Origin of the sequence: Chloroflexus sp., from assembly GCF_034431535.1 — a bacterium.
Taxonomy (GTDB): Bacteria; Chloroflexota; Chloroflexia; order Chloroflexales; family Chloroflexaceae; genus Chloroflexus.
This window is the reverse complement of record NZ_DAOUDC010000074.1, coordinates 143,971-166,062: the sequence shown is the minus strand read 5'-3', so window position 1 is coordinate 166,062 and position 22,092 is coordinate 143,971. Positions and strand designations below refer to the sequence as shown.

Annotated in this window: 16 protein-coding genes; 10 read left to right on the top strand and 6 right to left on the bottom strand. The window is 61.2% G+C overall.

All coding sequences use genetic code 11. The features are described 5' to 3' along the window. The first annotated feature begins 221 nt into the window (after positions 1-221). The 8 genes from U9R61_RS19070 to U9R61_RS19035 all read left to right on the top strand — a co-directional run bounded on the left by U9R61_RS19070 (position 222) and on the right by U9R61_RS19035 (position 12,122). Positions 222-500, top strand: coding sequence for a pyrophosphorylase (locus U9R61_RS19070; RefSeq protein WP_066783883.1), 279 nt, complete (start codon positions 222-224; stop codon positions 498-500). 72 nt (positions 501-572) lie between these two features. After that, a complete protein-coding gene (locus U9R61_RS19065; RefSeq protein ID WP_322490395.1) occupies positions 573-1,367 on the top strand; it encodes a hypothetical protein in 795 nt (264 codons plus the stop codon). After that, positions 1,364-3,454 (top strand): hypothetical protein, encoded by a 2,091-nt coding sequence (locus U9R61_RS19060; protein ID WP_322490394.1) that lies wholly within the window; start codon positions 1,364-1,366, stop codon positions 3,452-3,454. Before U9R61_RS19065 ends, U9R61_RS19060 begins: the two co-directional genes overlap by 4 nt. A gap of 12 nt (positions 3,455-3,466) precedes the next feature. Continuing rightward, positions 3,467-3,799, top strand: a complete 333-nt coding sequence (locus tag U9R61_RS19055) for a hypothetical protein (RefSeq protein WP_322490393.1) — start codon at positions 3,467-3,469, stop codon at positions 3,797-3,799. Beyond that, complete coding sequence (locus tag U9R61_RS19050; RefSeq protein ID WP_322490392.1) at positions 3,783-7,526, top strand: FtsK/SpoIIIE domain-containing protein; 3,744 nt, start codon at positions 3,783-3,785, stop codon at positions 7,524-7,526. Before U9R61_RS19055 ends, U9R61_RS19050 begins: the two co-directional genes overlap by 17 nt. 618 nt (positions 7,527-8,144) lie before the next feature. Continuing rightward, positions 8,145-9,533, top strand: a complete 1,389-nt coding sequence (locus U9R61_RS19045; protein ID WP_322490391.1) for an FAD-dependent oxidoreductase — start codon at positions 8,145-8,147, stop codon at positions 9,531-9,533. Next, entirely contained in the window at positions 9,533-10,675 is a 1,143-nt protein-coding gene (locus tag U9R61_RS19040; RefSeq protein WP_322490390.1) for a glycosyltransferase family 4 protein, read from the top strand. The genes U9R61_RS19045 and U9R61_RS19040 overlap by 1 nt, the downstream gene beginning before the upstream one ends. A gap of 286 nt (positions 10,676-10,961) precedes the next feature. Further along, positions 10,962-12,122 carry a fused response regulator/phosphatase gene (locus U9R61_RS19035; protein WP_322490389.1) on the top strand — a complete coding sequence of 387 codons (1,161 nt, stop codon included), beginning with the start codon at positions 10,962-10,964 and terminating at the stop codon, positions 12,120-12,122. A 340-nt stretch (positions 12,123-12,462) separates the two neighbouring features. Here U9R61_RS19035 and U9R61_RS19030 read toward each other — a convergent pair whose 3' ends face one another. From U9R61_RS19030 to U9R61_RS19020, 3 genes are all read right to left on the bottom strand, one after another. Next, positions 12,463-13,644 (bottom strand): acetyl-CoA C-acyltransferase, encoded by a 1,182-nt coding sequence (locus U9R61_RS19030; protein WP_322490388.1) that lies wholly within the window; start codon positions 13,642-13,644, stop codon positions 12,463-12,465. 76 nt (positions 13,645-13,720) lie between these two features. Further along, positions 13,721-15,004, bottom strand: coding sequence for a hypothetical protein (locus U9R61_RS19025; protein ID WP_322490387.1), 1,284 nt, complete (start codon positions 15,002-15,004; stop codon positions 13,721-13,723). A gap of 3 nt (positions 15,005-15,007) precedes the next feature. Next, positions 15,008-15,367, bottom strand: a complete 360-nt coding sequence (locus tag U9R61_RS19020; RefSeq protein ID WP_322490386.1) for a hypothetical protein — start codon at positions 15,365-15,367, stop codon at positions 15,008-15,010. Positions 15,368-16,166: 799 nt separating this feature from the next. Here U9R61_RS19020 and U9R61_RS19015 point away from each other — a divergent pair. Next, the gene (locus U9R61_RS19015) at positions 16,167-16,892 is read left to right on the top strand and encodes a DMT family transporter (protein ID WP_322490385.1); all 726 of its coding nucleotides are present in this window, start codon (positions 16,167-16,169) and stop codon (positions 16,890-16,892) included. Positions 16,893-16,941: 49 nt separating this feature from the next. Here U9R61_RS19015 and U9R61_RS19010 read toward each other — a convergent pair whose 3' ends face one another. Next, the gene (locus tag U9R61_RS19010) at positions 16,942-17,913 is read right to left on the bottom strand and encodes a type II CAAX endopeptidase family protein (protein WP_322490384.1); all 972 of its coding nucleotides are present in this window, start codon (positions 17,911-17,913) and stop codon (positions 16,942-16,944) included. Positions 17,914-18,125: 212 nt separating this feature from the next. On the opposite strand from U9R61_RS19010, the gene U9R61_RS19005 reads away from it, so the two are divergent. Further along, positions 18,126-18,632, top strand: a complete 507-nt coding sequence (locus U9R61_RS19005; RefSeq protein WP_322490383.1) for a hypothetical protein — start codon at positions 18,126-18,128, stop codon at positions 18,630-18,632. 100 nt (positions 18,633-18,732) lie between these two features. On the opposite strand, the gene malZ is transcribed toward U9R61_RS19005, so the two are convergent. Continuing rightward, the gene (gene malZ / locus U9R61_RS19000; RefSeq protein WP_322490382.1) at positions 18,733-20,577 is read right to left on the bottom strand and encodes a maltodextrin glucosidase; all 1,845 of its coding nucleotides are present in this window, start codon (positions 20,575-20,577) and stop codon (positions 18,733-18,735) included. After that, positions 20,574-22,085, bottom strand: coding sequence for a glutamate--tRNA ligase (gene gltX, locus U9R61_RS18995; RefSeq protein ID WP_322490381.1), 1,512 nt, complete (start codon positions 22,083-22,085; stop codon positions 20,574-20,576). Before gltX ends, malZ begins: the two co-directional genes overlap by 4 nt. Positions 22,086-22,092 lie beyond the last annotated feature (7 nt).

The following is a 22,092-nucleotide window of genomic DNA, read 5'->3' as shown; positions in this document are numbered from 1 at the left end:
GACCGTTGCCCTCACAACGCTGGCTAGTATAGCGAATGCCGCCGATTTTGTCAAGCGCCCTCGTCATACGACGGTTTGCTGCATCAGAATGCGATCTGTCGCCATACAAGCCAGCTTGGGCGCGCCGGCAAATTGAGCGAAATTTCCGCGAATCTTTTGGCGATCTCGCGCGGTTTCATTCATGCAAGGTGTTTTTCGCTGGAATTGACAGGAGGTTGGATATGAGCGACCGGGTACTTTCGACGGCGGCGGCACGTGAGGCGATTGAGCGGTTTCAGCGGATTGTGCAGGGGCCATTGTTGCAGCAGATTGGCGATCTGAACCGGGAAGGGCAGCTTTTGTCGGATCCGAACAATTGGGATGGGCGGCTGGCGGCACAATTCCGTGCTCATTGGGCGGAAACGCACCAAAAGTTAATGGCTATTCAGAGTGCGTTGGAGGATTTGCGCCGGCAGGTTGCCCAGATCAATCAGAACATTATGCAGGCGGGCGGGCAGTAGTAGCAGATGGCCGGCGAGATGCGCTCTCGCCGGCCCATCACACGTCACTAGGAGTGAAACGGAGAAACCGAGATGTCACTTGCTTTTCAAATCAGCCACGCCGAGTTGCTCTTATTGCTGGGCCTGCTCGAATTGCCGCGCCCCTTTGCCCTTGGGCAGGGGACATTGCCGGCGCGGCCAGCGTTAGAGGGTGCGCTGAGCGCAGCGGCCGGCAGTCTGGTGGCGCGCGATCTCTTGGTTTTGCCCCCGTCGCCAGAAAGCCTGCCTACACCGCATGCCGCCTTGGCTGACATGCTTCGCACCGCCGCACTCGCCGACAGCCTGCTCATTGTAGCCAGCGGCCCGCCCACCCAGCTCGGCCATATCAGTCGCGCTGGCAATCGGTTTGTGCTGCACAGCAGTCCGGCGCCCGATGTGCATCGGTTCGAGGCACTTACCGGCGCCGACCAAGTGACCGGCACGATGTTGGGCATGCTGGCGCCGGTCAACCTGCATGAACCAGAACGTCAGACGCCGTTGCTACTTAACGGTGAAACGCTGCTGACCGCATTCAATGCGTTGCAACACAACGATGAACACATAGCGGTTTGGGCGTTAGAACAGCAAGGCCATCCCACAACACTGGCGCGCAGTTTTGTAACAGCGATCGGCCCGCAACCGGCCCGCTACGCGCTGGCAGCTATCAGGCACATGCGGCAACCCCAACCGGAAGCACGCGGCGCATTGCTGATTGCTGGACGCAACAGCGGGTGGTGGGCCGTGCCGGCATCAGATCGCGATGATCGCTTGGCCTTGTGGCCGGTTGGCGGTGAGGGCCTACGCCAACGGATAAGTGAACTTGGCGCTTGGATCTGTGAGGCTGCATGAATACTGTCGCTGCAATTCCCGCCCAGTTGCGCCAATATGCGACGGCCATCACCGCCGAACAGGAACAACTGCTGGCCGAAGCGCGCAGTTTGGCGACAGCGCTGAACCATTTCGGCAGCCGCTGCCGCGAGTATGCGGTCGCGGGGGTGGACGGTCTCAGCGATTCACTATTTAGCCATTGCCGCACCATCAACGAGGTAGCGGCATGGGTGAGCGATACCGCCAACCGGATTGAAGCTGCCGATCGCGGTGGCCTAACTTCGCCGCTCCTTGGGGCCACGGTTGTAATGATGAGCGCCGGTATCGCTCATCGCTTAGCGGGGCAGCGCCCCTTGTGGCCACGGTTGCCCACGCTTGATCTTGGCGCCCGCTTCGCCTTCCGGTTCATCTGGGAACTGCGCGTACCGGCGCGACCCTTCGCACCGGCCAGCCTAAACTTACGGATCGCGGCGCGGCTGGTGACGCAATGGTCAAGCCAAACGGCGAGCCGCTGGAACCCAACGTGGCTCAGCGGCGTTTGGCCCGCTCTGCGCGACGGAGCCGTACAGCAAGGACGCTGGTTAGTGCAAGCCGGCTTGGTGACGATGGTGCCATGGTTGCCTTGGCAAACGGCGCTGAGCCTGATTGCCACCCGGCAGTGGCTGGTGCAGGCGCTAGAACACCTGCACACGTGGTCAGCGCCAATCACACTCTTGCCCCAACCCGGCTGGCCGGCGCGTTTCACCCCTGCTAGCTTCGGCGCATTGGCCCAATGGATCGCGCCGCTCGTGTGGCAAGCGGCTCCGACCTTGTTGTCACCGGCGATGCAGCAACGGCTCGCCGATGCTTGTACTGAGCTTGTCCAGCGCGGCACGAGGATGGCATGGCAATCCGCATATTTCCAAGCGATGCAATGGCTTGGGCCATGGCTGCCACTCGTGCCCAACCGCGCGCAGATTTGGCACCTGTTGCAGCAAAGTCTCGTGATGAGCGGCACGATCGCCACGATCAGACCCGATCTGGCGCTTCATCCGGCTATGCTCTGGCTCACCTGCGCCCAAGCAGGCGGGATGCTTGGTCTCATTAACGGCCCGCGTTTGCCTGCCATCATCCATAATCCGGCTGACGTGCTGAAGCTGTTAGAAAGCGGTTTTTGGATCGACGCCTTCCAATACCTATCACTGGATGAAATGCGTGTGTTGGTGAGCTACCTCGAACAGCTCAACCGCAATACGCGCTCTAACCTGATGCTGAGGCCGCTCACCCGACCAAGCGCAGGGCCGGAAGCCGAGCCAGACGGCTACGCCGATGTGAACGCAGTCTTCCCGCCACACGAATGCATGGTCGATCCGAACCGGCCATACCGGATCACACCGGGAGCATTGCAGGCAACCCCGCACAGCCTGATCAGCCCCTACCTCGGCGAAGAAGTGCGGGCAGCGCGGGTCGGCAAAGACGAATACGTCGTTGGGATCGGCGGTCTCAATCTCGACAATATGGCGTACGGGACCAATGGGCTGGTTTCGGTGATCGAGACGGCCAGTGGGAAAGAGCGACTTGAGCACAATGCCTACTATCATACCGTGCGCGAGCGCATCTTGCGGCTGATCGAGCAGATACCGGCAGGCAGCACCTTCCACCTGATGGGACACAGCATGGGAGGCGGGATGAGCATTCTGTTAAGTAACGATCCGGTGGTGCAGGCGGCATTGGCCCAGCGCCAGATTCACTTAGCCAGCGTCGTCACACTAGGAGCAGTGCGCCCGCAAGGCGAATGGGATGACGTGCCGCCGGAGATTAACAACCAACCGGTGACGGTGCGGCATTACGTTGACAGTGACGATACGCTGGCTCAATCGGTCGGTGCCGGGCACGATGACGCGCGCTACCGCGATGTGGTGTTCAAGCTCAACAACCACCAGCTCGATCAACCGAGTGTGGCGCATAGCGCCTACGAAACGTTCGACTACAGCCGACTGCCGGTTGAGGCGCAGACCTTGCCATTCACAGTTGATCCCACCGAATTCGATTTGCTGCCTCTGCCGGTATTGCCCGCACTACCGCCGGTCGAACCCGACTGGTTTCAGGAACCGCCGTTATCGGCATAGCAGGAGCTGTCTATGTCAGGCCGGAGCGATGTCTGGTGGGATTGGAACGCCACCGATGAGGCAATTGGCGCATTGCGGCGCATCGCAAGCGCGATCGATGCAGCGGCCCGGCAACGGGCGAGCGCAGCCAGCGCATTACTAGCCGGATGGGAAGGGCCGCGCCAACGCGAATGGGCCGCGCGCCACGCTGCGTTACAGGCTGAGGCGATTCGCTTGCGCGAACAATGCTTGCACGCAGCCAATGCGATTGCCCAAGCCAGCGCGCGGGCGCGTGCTGAACAAGATCGGATCAACCGTGAACGACAAGCCGCTCAGCAAGCAACGCAGTATGCAGGACAACCCTAGTTTGTTTAACCGGCCACCCCGTCTGCGCCCGCGCTGGCGCGCCGAGACGGTGGAATTGCCCGCTCCACCCAACCCGCCGCAGCCACGCCCTGCCACGATGTGGCTACAGGCATTGTTGCCGGTGATCGCGGCATTGCTGTTCAGCGCCGGCGCACTGATTGGTTACGGTTCATGGGTAGCAGCCTTGCCGGCGCTGATATTAGGAGTGCTCAGCAGCGGCATCACGCTCCTCAACGAGCGAGACACTGTCCAGCGCAACGCACGCACCCATGCTGAGCAGCAGACGCTCTTTACCGATCGACTAGCCGCAGCACGTACCCGCTTACGCCGCCTACACGAAGAAGAGCGCGCGGCCCGGCGCTACTTAGCGCCCGATCCGGCGGAACTGTTGCGGATCGCCGGCGCCGATGGCCGGCCCCGCACACCGGAGCCGCGATTGTGGGAACGACGGCTGAGCGATGATGATGCGCTGGAATTGCGTTTGGGCAGCGGAACGCTGCCGGCAACGAGCTGCGCCGTACTCCCGCCGGGAGCGCCGGCTGACCGCCGGATCGACCAGCTTCTGGCTGAATACGCCACCTTGCATCAGGTGCCGATCTGCCTGCCCTTACGCCAGCTCGGCTCACTCGGCATTGCCGGATCGCGACCGGCGGTTGTGGGGTTAGCATACGCGCTGCTAGCGCAAGCGGCCACCTTACATGCGCCGACTGAACTGCGCATCGCGCTGATTGCGCAAACGAACACAGCGACCGACTGGCAATGGATAGCGCGCCTACCCCACTGCCAGACACCGGGCGAACCACAGGCCGGGAGGGTACTGGCTGCGATTGAACCGGCGGCGATCGATCGCCTCTTAACCTTCCTGCTCGACGAATTGAGCCGGCGGCGCGAAGCAGCTACGGCTAATCCAGTGCCGGTAGTGATCATGGTCGACAGCGCCGCGCTGGTCGCTGCCTACACCGCGCTCGGCCAGATCCTTCGCGATGGCGGTGCGTATGGTCTGATGGTAGTAGTGTTAACTGATGATTGGGCCAACGTGCCCGAATACTGCGCGGCAGTGATCGAAGTTGATCAGCAGATGGGACGGTGGACACGAGCGGGGGAGGCATGGCCGGCCACTCCCTTCCAACCCGACCTGCTCAATCGAACCAGCATTGAGCAACTCGCCAACCGGCTGGCAACGATCCGCCTGACTGAAATCGGGGCCGGCCAGCATCTGCCGCGCCATACCCGCTTGCTCGAGCTGCTTGAGTTGCCGACCGGCGATGGCCTGCCACCCCACTGGTTGCAACCTCCGACACTGGCATGGCACGAAGCGCCGATCGGCGCGTTGGGGGAAGGCAAGCCGTTTTCCCTCAATCTGAACGAACAATGCCACGGCCCGCACGGCATCATTGCTGGTGCGACCGGCGCCGGCAAGAGCGTGTTGTTGCAAACCATCATCGTCGCGCTGGCCGCTACCCATGGCCCCGACCGGCTCAACGTGCTGCTGATCGACTTCAAAGGCGGTGCGGCGCTCGCACCGTTTGCGCATCTCCCTCACACCACGGGATTGGTGACCGATCTCGACGATCGCTTGGCAACACGAGCCATCGCCGCCATCAGCAGCGAATTGCGACGGCGCAAGACCATGCTGCGCACCGTTGCCGAACAGTATGGCATCCATCTTGAGAACATCGCCGATTATCGCGCACTGGCGCGCCAACACCCGCTGGAACCGTTGCCGAACCTGTTGATCGTGCTCGATGAATTTGACGAAATGGCCCGCAGTTGTCCCGATTTTGTCAGCGCACTGGTGCGCGTCGTCAAGCAGGGACGTTCGCTGGGAGTACATCTGTTGATCGCCACCCAACAACCGGCGCGCGTAGTCAGCGACGAGATCCGTAGCCAACTGAGCTACTTCATCGCGTTGCGGCTGGGCAGCAGCGAAGACAGCCGCGAAATGCTGCAACGTCCTGACGCCGCCTTTTTGCCGCCGCAACTGCCGGGACGGGCCTATGTGCGCAGCGGCGGTGAGGTACGGCTTATGCAAGTGGCCCGGCTAGCCACCCAACCTGACGGCCAGAGTGATCTTGAGGCGATCACCCAACAACTCTGCACAGCCGGTCGCGCTCATCTCACCGCGCTTAACTGGCAACCACCGCCTATTTGGCAGCCGCCGCTACCGGCGCACTTGACCCTCCATACACCGGCGAGCGGCTTGCAGGCAGTGGCCGGTCTGCTCGACATCCCGCAGCAGAGCCGACAAATCCCGTTGGTGATCGATCTCAACGCCGGCCATTTAGCGATCTTCGGCGGGCCAGCCAGCGGCAAGAGCGTGACATTGGCCCGCATCATCCTCGACCTTGCCGGAAGATGTGGTCCCGATGCGCTCTGGTGCTATCTGATCGATGGCGATGGCCGGCTCTTAAGCGCCTTGGCCGATCTCCCGCACGTTGGCGCCGTGGTGCAACCCTTCGATCGCGAAGCGTTACTCACCCTCTTGCGCCAGCTCGATAACCACCTGCGCGAACGGCGCATGCGCGTGAGCGCCAGCCAGCCGCCGGGACCGCCAGTACTGCTCGTCATTGACCGGCTGGCAGTGGTACGCGATGAACTGCGCGACACCTACGGCGAGAGCGATTTAGCCGAATTGGTCCGACTAGCCCGCAACGGGCGCGATCTGGGGTTACGCCTGATCGTAAGCGCCGAGCGGCCATCCGACCTCCCCTACCGGTTGGCGGCGCAGTTCGAGCAACGGCTGGCCCTGCGCATGCCCGATCGCAACGACTACGCCGATGCCTTTGGTCAGCGGCCGCCATCCCAACTGCCACCAGCTATAGCGGGGCGCGGCTATTGGCAGCATAGCGACGAGGGTCTGTTGGAAGTGCAGATTGCGCTGCCGGCAGGAGCCGTCGAAGCTGGCGACAGCCGCGAGCTGGCGCTGGCTATTCGGACACAAGCGACGGCACTAGTGCATACCATGCCGCCAACCGCCGGCGGCGCGCCACCATTGGCATTGTTGCCCGAACGCTTGGCGAAAAGCGCCTTACCGTCAGCCAGCCAATACGCTACCGGCCTCCAACTACCGTGCAGTTGGGCGGCAGAACCTTGCGGCCCAGCAGCGCTGCGCCTCAGTCCGGAAACCCCGCACGCACTGGTGATCGGGCCGCGTCGCAGCGGCAAAAGCACGGCTCTGCTCACGCTGGCCCACAGCGCATTGACCGCATCACCGCCAGCGCATTTGATCATCATTGACGGGCCGCGCCGCAGTCTGAACCAGTTGCGCGCACTTGCACCAACGGCGCGCTACATCGCTGACGAAGCTGGGCTGGCGGCGCTAAACGCCGAACTCAGCGCATTGCGCCACGAGGCAACCAACCGGCACCTTTTGATCATTGACGATTACCACCTATGTCGCGAACGCTGGCGCGACCACTTCACCCAAAGCTACGGCGCAACGCCCAACCTGTTCAATCAGTTGGTCGAATTGGCCCAAACCGGCAACGAATCCTTCCACTTGATCATCGCTGCCGGGATCAGCTATGCTGATGACCCGCTGCTGCGTGCGCTTGACGGCGCGCGTAACGGGATCGTACTCTGGCCGGGCCGGTACGACACCGGCACACGCTTGCTCGGCCTCAACCTGCCGCTGCCTGATCAGCGCCACAGCGAGCAACCGCCGGGACGGGCGCTGTTGGTGAATGGTGATGATGAACCGGTGATGATGCAGGTAGCGGGAGAGTAAGCATTTGAGGAGAACGATAGATGTTCCCGTATGCTCATGCCGTAGTTGCTCTCATCACCCTTCTCCCAAAAGGGGAGCTCAAGGGCGGACAGAAGCCATGAGTACAGATGTGGTTGATGACTTTGTGAGATACCGGTTCGCCCTCACCCTCAACCCCGCTCCCACTGGCGCAGAAGCGGAGAGTAAAGAGCTAAGCGTTGCGGCATTGCACAGCGATCAACGGTTGTGCTCGATCAAATATCCGGTCCGCCCTTGAACCCACTAGCGCGGGCAAGGGGGCAGAGCTAAGCGTTGCGGCATCGCACAGCGATCAACGGTTGTACTCAACCAAGTGTTCTGTCCGCCACTCAACAAAAGGGGAAGTTTATCCATCCGTCTGAGCAAACCGAACGCTACGCCATGAAAGCTTGCCGAAAACGCTCTAACGCTCCGCTTCAGCAAAGCAGAGCATAGCGATCACTGATCGCAACGGAGTAAAGCAGCACCAGACTAAAGCCAGTTCAAGCAAGCGGTGCAGCGCCGTTTGACATGACGTAAGAGACATGGTACATTGCTGGTATCTGTGCGGTATATCACAATCGGATAAGAGGCAACTATACGACAACGAAGGAGTGCGCCGTGAGTGAACCTCTGGGAAGCGCTCAGCGCCCGCTGCGCGTCGCTATTATTGGCGCCGGCCCAGCCGGTTTCTACACTGTTGAAGCTCTACTCAAACAAAAAGATCTAGTCTGCCAAATCGACATCTTCAACCGCTTCCCCACACCTTATGGATTGGTGCGCGAGGGAGTCGCCCCTGATCACCAGTCGATCAAGGCGGTTACGCGCATTTACGACAAGCTGGCCGCCCACGCCTACGTTCGCTATTTCGGGAACGTCACTTTTGGGGTTGATATCACCCACGCTGACTTACGCGCATATTATGATCAGATTGTTTACGCCGTCGGCGCACAGTCAGATCGGCGCATGGGCATTACCGGCGAGGATTTGTTCGGCAGCATGCCGGCGACCGCCTTCGTTGGCTGGTATAATGGCCGGCCCGACTACCGCGATCTTGACGTTGATTTGAATGTTGAGCGGGTCGTGGTGGTGGGCAACGGTAATGTCGCGATGGATGTGACGCGCATTTTGGTGAGCGATCCCGATGAGCTGGCCAAAACCGATATTGCCGACCACGCGCTAGCCGCGCTGCGCCAGAGCAAGGTGCACGAAGTGGTGATGTTAGGCCGGCGCGGGCCGGTGCAGGCCGCTTTCACCAACCCAGAGTTGAAGGAGTTTGGCGAGCTGAAGGGGGTTGACGTCATTGTCGATCCGGCTGACCTTGAGCTTGATCCGCTGAGTGAAGCGGCAATGGCTGAGGATAAGACAGCAGCGAAGAATGTGGAGCTGTTGCGCGAATATGCCGCCCGCGGCGATACCGGTGCGCCGCGCCGGATCGTGATGCGCTTCCTCGTTTCGCCTATCGCTGTTCACGGTGTGGATGGCCGGGTGACCGGCGTGACGATCGAACGAAACCGGTTGGTGCAGGCCGCCGATGGCAGCTTGCGCCCGCGTGGCACCGGCGTGACCGAGGAGTTGAGCTGCGGGATGATTCTGCGTTCGGTCGGGTATCGCGGCGAGCCGTTGCCTGATGTGCCGTTCGATGAAGCGAGCGGCACCATTCCTAATCGCGATGGCCGGGTGCTGAATGGGCCCAACGGTGAGCCGATCCTCGGCGAGTATGTGGTCGGCTGGATCAAGCGCGGTCCGTCAGGGGTGATCGGAACCAACAAACCCGACGCAGTTGCCACGGTCAACAGCATGCTGGCTGACTTGCCCAACCTGCCGAACACGCCGCCCGCCGGCGACATTGCCAATCTGTTGCGCGAACGCGGGGTTGATTTTGTCACCTATGCCGATTGGCAGCGGCTGAACGAGTATGAAACAGCGCAGGGAACGGCACAGGGCCGGCCACGGGTGAAGGTGACGCGGGTGGAAGAGATGATGGAGATTATCCGAGCTAGCCGCTGATGCGCATTGTGATGATCGCGCCCTTCGGCATCAGACCGAAGGGCACCCTACTGGCCCGAATGTTGCCCTTGGCGCAGGCGTTGCACCGGCGCGGCCACACCGTTACGATTGTGGCGCCGCCGGTGCATAATCCGGCTGATGGCGGTACAACCCGCGACTACGGCGGGGTAACGGTGACGCATACCCCCACGCCACCTCTAGGCGGCCCGCCGGCGGCCCTCTGGCATACCGCAGCCCTCTGGCACAGCGCGGGCCGGTTACGGCCCGATGTGCTCCATCTCTTCAAACCCAAAGGCTTCGGCGGCTTAGCAATGCTGGCCCGCGGCAGAGTGCCGCTCGTGGTTGATTGCGACGATTGGGAAGGGCCGGGTGGGTGGAACGACTTGCTACCGTATCCGCCACCAGCCAAAGCATTGTTTGCGTGGCAAGAGCGTGATCTGCCGCGCCGCGCCGGCGCGGTCACGGTCGTTTGGCAAACGCTGGTAACTTTGGTCTGGGCTATGGGTGTTCCCCCGCAGCGCGTCTTTTATCTACCCAACGGCGCGCCAACCATCGAACCTTTACCGCCACAACCAGCCTCTCACCCCACCATTGTGCTCTACACCCGCTTCTGGGAACTCGATCTGGCCGAAGTCGCCGCGGCGCTGGCCGCGATATACCGCGCCCGACCTGACGCACGCCTCTTGCTGATCGGCAAAGGCGAGCGCGGCGAAGAGCAGCAGCTTGTGGCGCTGGCAACGGCGCAAGGTTGGGCGACGATGATCGACAACCGCGGCTGGCAAGAACCGGCAGCGATTCCGCGGTTGCTCGCCAGCGCCGATGTCGCGTTGGCACCGATTCGCGACACGCTGATTAACCGCGCGCGCGGGATGGCCAAACTGGTCGAGCTGATCGCAGCCGGGTTGCCGATCGTGGCGAGCGATGTCGGTACAGCCCGCGACTACCTCGCCCCAGACACCGGCATCCTCGTGCCACCCGGTGATGCACAGGCGCTGGCCGCCGCCACGCTTGAATTGTTGGCCGATGAAACGGCGCGCACCCGGTTACGCGCCGCTGCAACAGCGGCAGCAAACCGCTTGGCGTGGCCTAACCTTGCCCCTATTGCCGAAGTAGCCTACCGGCAAGCCACGGTTCGCGCATAACAGCACCGCGGACTATGGTATGATAGTCACTTAGTTATACATGACATGACGAAGATGGCTGCTTAAAAGTAGGATTTGGTACGCCACAGACTCCATCTAATCCAAGCGAAACCAAGTTTCTCGCTTCCCGCAAGAGTTTCATTCCGGCATCTGATGGAGTGAGGTCAGCGACGTGGCATCTCTCGATACCACGTCGCGTGTTCGGTTACGATGCGCCATTGACTCACAAAGTGGGATGACCAATGATCGCTGGAAGATGCTGAAACTGGTTTCGTAACGATCGCCTATGACAGACCAACCCACCGGCCGGATACTCATCATTGACGACAGTGAACACAATCGATATCTGCTCGCACGCCAACTCGACCGGCTCGGCCATACGGTCGTCACAGCTATCCACGGGCGGCAGGGATTGGAATATGTGCAGCAGCAACCCTTCGATGTCATCCTGCTTGATCTCATGATGCCCGAAATGGATGGGTTTACGGTGCTGGATCAGCTCAAGCGCGATTCGCAGATGCGCCACATTCCGGTCATCGTGATTTCGGCGATTGATGAGATCGACGATGTGGTGCGGTGCATTGATACCGGCGCCGAAGATTACCTCACGAAGCCGATTAACACTACCTTGCTGCACGCCAAAGTGAATGCTTGTCTGGAACGAAAACGGTTGCGCGACCAAGAGCAAGCGTATCTGATGGCGATCCGCTATGAACTCGAGCTAGGGCGGCGCATGCAAGCCGATTTCCTGCCAGAACGACTACCGCACATTGCCGGCTGGGAGATTGCGGCAGCGTTTGTACCGGCGCGAGAAGTGGCCGGTGATTTCTATGACGCCTTTATCTTGCCCAATCAACGGCTAGTTTGTCTGCTTGGCGATGTGTGTGATAAAGGCGTAGGGGCGGCGATCTTTATGGCGTTAACGCGATCGCTCTTGCGCGCCTTTGCTGAACAAGCGGTGCTGAACGGCGACGATCCGCTGCGCGCGGTGGCGATGACCAATGAATATATTGCGCGCCACCATCATGCGAGTCGTACCTTCTCGACCATTTTCTGCGCGATCATCGATCCGGCCAGCGGAACCGTGCGGTATGTGAATGCCGGCCACCCAGTGCCGATATTGCTCCGTGCCGATGGTGGCGTTGAAATGCTGTCATCGACTGGGCCAGCAGTCGGCTGGATCAGGAATGCGCACTTTGCCACTGAGACAACCACGCTCGAGATAGGCGATACGCTCTTCGCCTACACCGATGGCGTCACCGAGGCGCGATTGCCCAACGGCGCATTATTTGGCGAGGATCGGCTGCTGGCAATGCTCGATCCGTCATTAGGCGGCAGTAGTAACCACCTCGAATCGGTTCAACAAGCAGTCATGGCGTATACTGGCCGCCAGCAGCCTGAGGATGATTTGACGATGTTGGTCGTCTGCCGACGCAGCGCGGTGTGAGGTGAAGGTTTGAACCGTACCGCTGCGGAGCAGCTACAGCGGGCAGGCTGCCTGCGCTTCTAGCGCCCCATGGCGGGTAGGCTACCTGCGTTCCTCTGCGCGGGCTGCCGGCCCTCACCCCCAGCCCCTCTCCCACTGGCGCGGGAGAGGGGAGGGCAGCGCTGGGCTTTCAGGCATTGCACAGCGATCAACGGTCGCAACCGAACACCTGTTCTTCCCGCCCCTCAACTACGGTGGGTAGGCTACCTAAGCTCCTCGTAGCGCTTATAAACTCCAACACCGGCGTTCAGTCCTCTGGAGGAAGGAGCGACGTTGGCGGGCAACGTCGCTCCGGTTGGGATTAAAACACTTCCACTTCCAGCGCGACGGCTTCACCACCACCAAGGCACAGAGCAGCGATACCGCGCTTGCCGCCGCGTTGGCGCAAGGCTGAGATCAGCGTCACTAACACCCGCGTACCGCTCGCACCGATCGGATGGCCAAGCGCAATCGCGCCACCGTGGACATTCACCCGGTCGGCGTCGAGCGCCAGCGCGCGGAGATTCGCAATGACTTGGGCCGCAAACGCCTCATTAATTTCAAACAGATCGTAATCGTCGAGCATGCGCCCGGCCCGTTTCATCAGCCGTTCGATTGCAAACGCCGGTGCGGTGAAGACTTCGAGCGGCTTGACCGCCGCCTGCGCAGCCGCGCCGATCCGGGCCAGCGGTTGTAAACCCAATTGGGCCGCCCGGCTAGCGCTCATCAAGACCACCGCCGCCGCGCCATCGGTAATGCCGGGAGCGTTGCCAGCGGTGACGGTGCCATCAGCGACAAAGGCCGGTTTGAGCTTGGCCAGCGCCGCCAGCGAACTATCGCGCCGCGGCCCTTCATCAACCGTCACCACGTTAGCCTGCCCTTTCGGCCCCGGCACCGTCACCGGCACAATCTCCTCGTCAAAAGCGCCGCGGTCTTGGGCCGCAATCGCGCGCTGGTGCGATTGCAGCGCGTAAGCGTCTTGCTGTTCGCGGGTGACGTGAAAGGTGCGGGCAATCCACTCGGCGGCAGCACCCATGTGATGGTTTTCAAATGCGCACCACAACCCATCGTGAACCACGGCATCGATCACTTGGCCGTGACCCAGCCGGTAGCCGTGCCGCGCCTGCGGCAACAGGTAGGGGCCGCTGCTCATGTGCTCCATGCCGCCAGCCACCAGCACCTCAGCTTCACCGGCTTTGATCAGAGCAGCGCCAACCATGACGGCTTTCAACCCGCTACCGCACACCTTGTTGATCGTCAACCCACCGACCGAGTCCGGCAAGCCACCGCGGATCGCTGCTTGCCGGGCCGGCGATTGGCCCAAACCGGCGGTAACAACGCAACCCATGATACATTCATCGACCATCGCCGGTTCGATCCCGGCCCGTTGCACAGCAGCCCGCACGGCGGCTGCGCCTAAATCAATCGTGCCAAGACCGCTATAGGCGTTGTTAAAGCGGCCAATCGGCGTGCGCGCTGCGCTCACAATGACTACGTCGTCCATAAACTATTCCTCACGGTGCAGGAATGGGTAGTGATAGCCACCGGTCATGATACCGGATATTATAGCGGGCGATGTTTCAAGATACCAACCCGCGCAATTGCCGGTAGAGGGACACAACGCTACTACCGTTGTCGTACCCCGGCGGCAGCCAAGACGCTGATCGCAACAGCCACAAACCGGCTTGCGCTGCCGGCAGGCGGGCCGGCGGGACGGTTGGATTGCGAAGCAGAGCGGTCGTCAACCCGGCCAGCTTCCCGTTCGCTAGACTTGGCAGCGCAGTTGCAACCGCGGCTTGCAAGACCACGCCGAATGCCTGCCGGAGCTGGCGCCGTTCATACGGGGCGGCATGGTTTAACTGTGCGGCTTCGGCGCTGGAGAGGCGCATCGCGACGGTCACCCGCCAGTGCGTATTTGTTTCAGCAGCCGGGGAGAGACCGATTGTCACCGGTAGCGAAGCACCGGCCACAATCTGGTAGCGAGGTATATCAGTGGGCAGGCACGAGCGTTCAACGGCGAGGTAGCCGGTCGCGATGAGCGGCGAACGCGCGCTGGCGCGCGCGGCCAAGCGCAACGCCGCCGGGCCGAGGACGATGGCGCGAGCAAACACCTCTTCGCCACCGGCTAAGCGCACCCCCGCCACCCGGATCGGCGTGGTGATCAGAGCGACTGCCCGCTGGTGAGCGCGCCATTCACCGCCGGCGCGGATCAAGGCATCGGTAAAGAGGCGCATGAGCGTCGCGGCATCGCCAATCACTGTTTCGGCAGGAGGCAGGAGCGCCACACTGCCAGCCGGCCACGGACAATGATCGCTCGCCGGCAGACCGCTGGCCGTAAGGATCGTATCCACAACGTTACGCAGCGCCGGATCGACAATACCGTAGCGGCGCAACATATCGCCGGCTGTCAGCCTTTGCTGGCGCAACACTTGCAGTTGGGCCAGCGGATCGAACCGATCGGCCAAGCACAACGCCGCGGCAGCCGCCGTCTCTTGGGCTTGCCAAAACCGACCGGCAGCATCGGCTTGGGCCGGAAAGAGCGCGCGCCGGCTCCGGCGCCACTGGCCCGGATCGCTGGGCACGTCAATTACCCGTTGCGCCAGATGCAGCCGCCACGCCGGGTTACGCCGCGCCACCGGCAGATAGACCCCTAGACGCGCCGCAATCTGCGCATACGGCCCATCGCGCACACCGGCCCACTGCGGCGGGAGGGTATCGTGCCAAGCATTGCCGCAGCGCACCACCGGCTGCAAGCCGCCGACGCCGGCGAGCAGCACCGCGTGGCCGTCGTTGGCTAAGAGCGCAGCGAGGGCCGCTTCAGCAGCAGTATTGCCAACGATGATGAAATCAAAATGTGCGGACAATGCTCATCCTCCGGTCTCGTAGAGCCGCGCCACCACGATCAAGAGCATCAACAAGATGCCGGCATACGACAACCCGACCACACGCACGGGCCGGTCACGCACTGCCAGCGCGGTGGCCGGGATGAGTGCCACCGCCACCACACCGTAGATGAGATGTAACGCCATCCGGGTTAGATCGGCTTGCCACAGTAAGGGAAGACCGATGGCCGCCTGCGCCATGATCAGGAGTTGCAAAATACCGCTCAGCGGCTGCATCCCGCCACGATTGCGCCATGCTATCACCAAGGCCCAGAGCACGCCAACCGCGATCACGATCGTAATGGTGAGTTGTAACCGGCTGTGCAAAGCAACGATTCGCTCCATAACGGCGCTATTGTAGCACGACCGGCAGCGAGGCCAAATACAGTATACTGGAACAAGGCGGAACTACCGCTAAATATCATTTCGTGATGATGAGAGGTTGTCACGGTGAGCGCAGCGAGATCCTCCGTATATCACTACCTCTCGACATTACGCGAAATGATATGCCGATCCCCGCAATGAGTATATGCCAAACATTAGCATTGTCGAATGCCTCATCGTCTTGATCCTCGTGGCGGTTGTGGCCGCGATTGCCTTTCGCACCGGCTATTTTCGCGGGCGAAGGCAGTAGACGATATATGTCTTACCGGTAATGGCGCTCGTGCAGGACTGATACCCGGCCCGGAAGAGGTCAAGGGATACCAGAACCTATGAGTGTAGATATGGTTGATGGCGTTGCGATGCGAACCCTCACCCCCAACCCCTCTCCCGCTGGCGCGGGAGAGGGGCGCTGCTCCGTTCCGCGGCAGCAGTGCCTTTGCCGCCAATCCGGTGGCTCCCCTGCTCCCGCCGTGAGGTGGGAGCAGGGGCCGGGAGGTGAGGGCCATCAGCTCGCACAGCGAGCCATAGTTCGCTCATGCAATGGTTGGACGCGATCCGTGGAAGAGCCGCCAAAAGCGACAACATTTGTGAGTTTTGTGTCTTTTTGTGGCTATTCCAGCACCTCAGAGAGGCGATTTAAGACATCACTATGGGCATTATCTACGGCTTAATCGCTGCGTTAGGGTGGGGAACCGGTGATTTCCTGATCACCCGCGCCACGCGCCAGCTCGGCTAGCAATGGACACTCTTGTTCGCACAGATGGCCGGTATCGTGGCCATTCGTCTGGTGCTGCTTGGTCGCGGCGATCCGCTGCCGCCGTGGGGGCCGGACTGGTTGGCAGCGGTGGCGGTCAACCTGCTCAATGTCACCGGCACCCTGTTGCTCTACCGCGCGTTCACGATCGGTACGCTAGCAATCGTCTCGCCGATCTCGGCCAGTTTTGCGGCGGTGACGGCAGCGTTGGCCCTCCTCGATGGCGAGACGTTGGGAATGATCACGCTAGCCGGCACTGGCTTCGTGATCGGTGGGGTGGCGGTCGTGTCTCGCGGGACGGGGACAACGCCCACCAATCTGCGCGGTGTACCGGAAGCGATTGGGGTGGCGATCAGTTTTGGCCTCTTCTTTTGGTTGATCGGCGATGTCACGGCCACGTTCGGGATTGCATGGCCGGTTTTAATCGGGCGGGTTGTTACCGTGAGCGCGGCAGCGATCATCCTCGCCGTCAGCCGCTCGGCGCTGCCACGGTTGACAGCGGCGCACGGCAAACTGATCATCGCGGCCAGTGCGCTCGACACCATCGCCTTCCTCAGCTTCAACACCGGCATTGCTACGGCCTACGTCAGCGTCGTCACAGCCCTAGCCTCGATCTTTAGCGCCGTGACGGTTATGCTGGCGTGGCTAGTGCTGCGCGAGCAACTGGCACGCAGCCAATGGCTCGGCGTGACCGGGATTTTGGTGGGGGTTTTGTTGGTGAGTTTGGCGTGACATATAGGTACGGCAGTAAAACTGCCGCACTCCATAATCGATCGTTGCGCTACCGCTCAGCCGTCACTGGCTGGCCTGCCGGCTGCCGGCTCGTAGCCGGCCACCACCAGATGATCGCCATACTCACTACCAGCACCAGCGTGGTGGCAATCCCGCCTTCGGGGCCAAACGCGCCGCCAGTCAACCAATCAGGGCCGGTCTCTATCAAATTGAACAGCATCCCGCCACTTGCCACCTGCCCACTCACTTCAAGGCCAAAGAAATTCCCTTGTACCCAGTTCCAGATGGAATGGAACGCGCAAATCCCCCACAACGACTCCTCGCGCAGGGCATACAGCGCGGCGAAGAGGCCGTAGAGAAAGAGATTCAAGAGGGCCAGCGCGCTGAGATTGGGATTGAGGCCGTGCATCACGGCAAAGAAGAGCGATGAAATCACTACGCCAACCCAAGGCCGGTAGCGCACCGCAAGGGTCGGCAACATCCAGCCGCGGGTGAGCACCTCTTCAGCAGCGCCTTGGATCAGCCAGCCGGGGATGAGCACCAGCAATACCCCACCAAGCGCGGCTAAGCCAACTTGCGCTGGATCGCTAGGCTCGACCGCAGCAAAACCAAACGGCGCTAACAAGCCGATGACGGCACAAAACGCAGCAAAACCCAAAAGCAACCCGCGCCCATACAAGAACCATACCCGCTGCGGCTCAAACCCAATGGTGACGATCCCCCGCCGCTCGTAGAACCGGATCCACAACCAAACGAGCAGAATCATCGCACCAAACGAGACGGTCAGGAGGAGTGACAGCCAAAAGCCAGAGACCAGCGGGGAAACAGTAGCAGCCCATTGATCAAAATCAAGACTGCCGCCGTTCAACATCATTTGGGCTAGCACCAGCGGAAACGACAGTACCTGCGAGAGGATGATAATGAGAATGCCGGCCACGATCACGCCCCACCACGGCGTTAAGCGGCGACCGCTGCGGGCGAGATCGTAGAGACGGTTGTGCGTGAACCATGCCGGAACCATGCACCATTCCTTTCCAAAGAGCTGTTACATAATTATCGTTATCAATCTTAATAACGATATTCGCTCTTTGTCAAGAGGACAATCATCAACACATTGTGCTATGATAAGGAAGCTGGTAGTGAACCATGACACATCTTCTGCGCGCGACTCTCCACCGGTTGACTTCGTCAATAACAAAGACAAGATTTAAGCAATTAGAAGGGAGGCGTCCTGTGAGCGAGCCACAATCCTCTGACGACTATGGACGTTACCAGCCTAGCCAGCAACCTCACCAGCAGCCGTATCAACAACCCTACCAACCAGCCCAAATTCAATACCAAGCCACGCCGGGCCACCCCACGTATGGCGCAACGAAGCCTGATGCAGTATTAGCGATCGGGATTATGGCGATTGTCGATGCCGTGCTCAGCGGCCTCAGTGGAATTGTCTGGCTGTTCACCATTTGCGGTATTCCACTGGGCATCTATTCAATCGCGGTGGCAATCTTGGCAGGGATGTACGCTTACAAACTGATGAGCAACCCGCCGCAGCCGGTGCAACCGAACAAGACGCTGGCGATTATGCAGATCGTCAATATCATCACCGGCAATATCTTTTCGATGGTGTTCGGAATTGTCAGTTTGGTGTTCTACAACCAGCCTAATGTGCAGGCCTATTTTGCTTATCGTAACGGCCAACCATTGCCGCCCCCGCCGCAGTACCAACCGCCGCAGTTCTGAGCCGAGGGGCAGGTTTGAAACCCGGCTTCTGCGATACCGGACACTGTAAGGGCGGGTTTAAAACCCGCCCTTACGATCCCCGCCCCTACCAACATCCGCCCTACAATGCCCGCCACACCTGCGCGCCGGTCGCCGGCAGACTGCTGATGTCCAACATACCATTGCGCGCGACCGTCTCGGCGCTGGTGAATAGTTCGCGCAAGGTCACGCCATCGACCAGACCGGCGTGGCGCACCGGCAATACCCGCAAGCCATCGTCGCTGCGGCGCGCGACCACAATCAAGCGTTCTTCCGGCGCTTCGCGCTGAAAGGCGATCGTCTCGCCTTGGGCGTAGAGCTGCTGGAAACCGCCCCAGCGCAACGCCGGCGCGCTACGCCGCAAATGCGCCAGCCGCCGCACAAACGCGCGCAGATCGTGATCCCATTCTGCTTCATCCCACGGCATCGTCCGCCGGCAATCGGGATCGCCGCCGCCGGCCAGCCCAATCTCGTCGCCATAGTAGATGCACGGCACGCCGGGGTAACAGAAGAGCAGCGTCATTGCGACCCGCACCCGCGCCAGATCGTCACCGACGATCGTGCGCAGCCGCGGGGTATCGTGACTGCCGAGGAGGTTAAACTGCTGGGTCGCCACTTGCCACGGAATCGCCGCCCGGAAGACTATCCACTGGGCAGCGACTGTCTCGGCGGCGATCGGGCGCGGATCAGCTTCGGGCCGATTCGGGTTGAATTCAAACCCGCCTAGCCAGCGCCAGATCGGGAAGGTGAAGCCTTGATAGTTCATCGTGGCATCCAGCTCTTCCCCTTGCAGGTGGGGGGTGCCATCAAAGAAGTGCTCGCCGAGCAGGTAGGCGTTAGGTTGTTCGGCCTTGACCGCCCGCCGGATGCCGCGCCCGATCTTGTGGCCGAGGTTGTCGGGGCCGAGCCGGCCTAGCATATTGGCGACATCGATCCGCCAGCCATCAATGCGGTAGGGTGGGCGCAACCAGCGCCGCATAATCGCGTCGGGTCCGGCGTACATCACTTCGCGCAGGCGCACGCTGCGGTAATTGAGCTTGGGCAGCGTCTTGACCCCTAACCAGCTTTCGTAGTCGTCAGGGTGGCGGCGGAAGGTGAAGAATTCGGCGGTTGGCGCGCGCGGGTCAGCCTGCGCGGCGACAAACCACGGATGAGTGATACCGCAGTGGTTGGGCACGATATCGAGCACCAACCGCATCGCGCGCTCGTCAAGCGCCTGCCGCAGCAGCAACAAGCCCGCTTCGCCGCCGAGGTGCGGATCGATGGTCGTGTAGTCTTCGACATCGTACTTGTGGTTCGACGGCGCGCGAAAGATGGGGTTGAGATAGAGGGCCGAAACCCCCAAATCGGTCAGATAGTCGAGGCGCTGGGCAATGCCTTGCAAATCACCGCCAAAAAACTCAATCTGCCCCGTCTCCCGGTTAGGCAATTCGCCCCAACGCCGCGCCACCACCGGCTTCCCCCGATAGAGATACTCGCCATCGCGCACATTGTTAGACGGATCGCCGTCGGCGAAGCGGTCGGGAAAGATTTGGTAGAACACCGCATCGCGCACCCAATCCGGCGCGTGGTAGTTTGCCAACACCACGAAGTCGTTGGCGTCGGTCGGGTAGTGGCGGGTAACTCCACCGGCGCTGTACCAGCGCGTGCCATCTTCAGCCCGTAGGAGAAAGCGGTAATTGGTGCGCAGCATGCGGATCGGCAGCTCGCCTTCCCACCAGCGGCACACCCCATTGCGGCCCAGATCACGCATCGGCGTGATCTGCTGTTCGCCGTCGGGACAGGTGCGCACAAAGACGCTGCTGACCGGCGCATCAGCAGCGAGGCGGAGCCGGATCACGGCGGTATCGCCTAACCTCCCGCTAAAGCGCAAGTAGGTGGGCGAACCGTCGTGATGAATGCTAGACTCCCAATACAGCTCGCTCATACCATCTGCTCCAATGCGGCAATAGCCGCCGCGATCCGCGCCAGTGAGCGCTCGCAACCCACGCCGGCCAGTGTATCGAACAGCGGCGGCGCGACGCTACGCCCGGTGATGGCAATGCGGATCGCGCCGAAGAGCGGCCCCGGTTTCACAGCCAGTTGCTCGCACAACCCGCGCAACGTCGCCTCCAACGCCGGCGGCGTCCAGTCTTCTTGCCGGCTCAGCGCCTCGTGCGCCGCGCGCAGCATAGCAATGGTCTGGGCAGCATCGTGCTTCTTGGGGATCAGGTCAGCCGGATTGTACATCTCGCCCGGCGTCACGTCGCGGTAAAAGAAGAGGAGCAAGTCTGGCGCTTCCTGCAATTCTTCCAGCCGCTCGTGGATGAGTGGGATCAGCCGCAACAGGTAGTCGCGCTCGGCGTCGCTGGCCGGATCGCCGATCAACCCGGCCCGCTGCATAAACGGCAACACCAGCTCAGCCACTTCCGCCGCCGTTCGCTTGCGGATGTAGATGCCGTTCATATCGCGCAGCTTTTCCGGGTTCCAGCGCGCCGGCGAGGGTTGGATGCGGTCAAGGGTAAAGCGCTCAATCAGCTCGTCGCGGCTCATGATCTCGGTCACGCCGTCGTAGCTCCACCCTTGCAAGGCCAGATAATTGAGCATCGTTTCCGGCAGATAGCCGCGCTCGCGGAAACGTTGCGCGGCAACGTCATCTTTGCGCTTCGACAGTTTGCCTTTGCCGTCGTGACGAAGAATGGCCGGCAAATGAGCAAAGATCGGGCGTTGCCAGCCAAAATAGTCGTAGAGCAAGACGTGGTACGGCGTGCTCGGCACCCACTCTTCGCCACGCATCACGTGGGTAATCTTCATGAGATGGTCGTCAACCAGATGGGCAAAGTGGTAGACCGGCATCCCAGTCGATTTAATCAACACAATATCTTGCAACTGGTCATTTTGCACGACGATCTCATCGCCGCCGCGAACAAGATCGCGGAAGCGGGTTTCCCCCTCTAACGGCGCCTTCAGGCGCACCGTGTACGGCTTGCCGCTGGCCGCCAGCTCGCGCTGTCGCTCGAGCGGCCAATCGCGTTCGGGGCCGCGAAAGCGAAACGCCTTGATCCCGGCGGCTTCGGCAGCGGCCCGCATCTGCGCCAGCTCCTCTTCGGTCGTAAACGACATATAGGCGAGACCGGCCTCGAGCAACTGGTCGATGTAGGGCCGGTAGATACCGAGCTCAAACCGTTCCGACTGAACGTAAGGGCCATACGGGCCACCCACATCGGGGCCTTCATCCCAATCGATGCCGACCCAGCGCAGCGAAATACTAATATCGTCGGCAGCGCCGGGCACAAACCGCTTCTCGTCGGTATCTTCGATGCGCAGAATAAACTGGCCGCCGTAGTGCCGAGCACAGAGCCAGTTAAACAAGGCGGTGCGCACGCCGCCGATGTGCAAGCTGCCGGTTGGGCTAGGCGCAAACCGCACCCGCACCGGCCCGTCGATTGAAGTCATGAGCTAC